The organism is Methylobacterium nigriterrae, from assembly GCF_037106235.1.
GTDB lineage: Bacteria > Pseudomonadota > Alphaproteobacteria > Rhizobiales > Beijerinckiaceae > Methylobacterium > Methylobacterium nigriterrae.
Genome location: NZ_JBAWTG010000823.1, coordinates 1 through 276 on the forward strand (window position 1 = coordinate 1; position 276 = coordinate 276).

Sequence of the window (276 nt, forward strand, 5' to 3'; positions counted from 1 at the left end):
GCCCAGCGCATCCTGGGCGAGGGGATGCAGTCGGTGCTGGCGACCCTCGGGCCGCTGCTCGCCGCGGTCGCCATCATCATCCTGCTGGGCTCTGCAGTGCAGGGCGGAATCCACTTCAAGAAGTTCGAGGGCAAGTTCGAACAGTTCAACCTCGTCAACGGCGTCAAGCGCGTCTTCGGAACCCAGGCCCTGTGGGAGGGCCTGAAGTCGGTGATCAAGACCGCGGTGGTCGGCATCGTGCTCCTCGTCGTCGTGCAGGGCCTCATGCCTGTGCTC

Annotated in this window: 1 protein-coding gene; it reads left to right on the forward strand. The window is 65.2% G+C overall.

The window, feature by feature from the left end; all coding sequences use genetic code 11:
• Window positions 1-276, forward strand: a 276-nt coding sequence (locus WDW90_RS39300; RefSeq protein WP_336493020.1) for an EscU/YscU/HrcU family type III secretion system export apparatus switch protein, incomplete at both ends; no start/stop codon positions are given.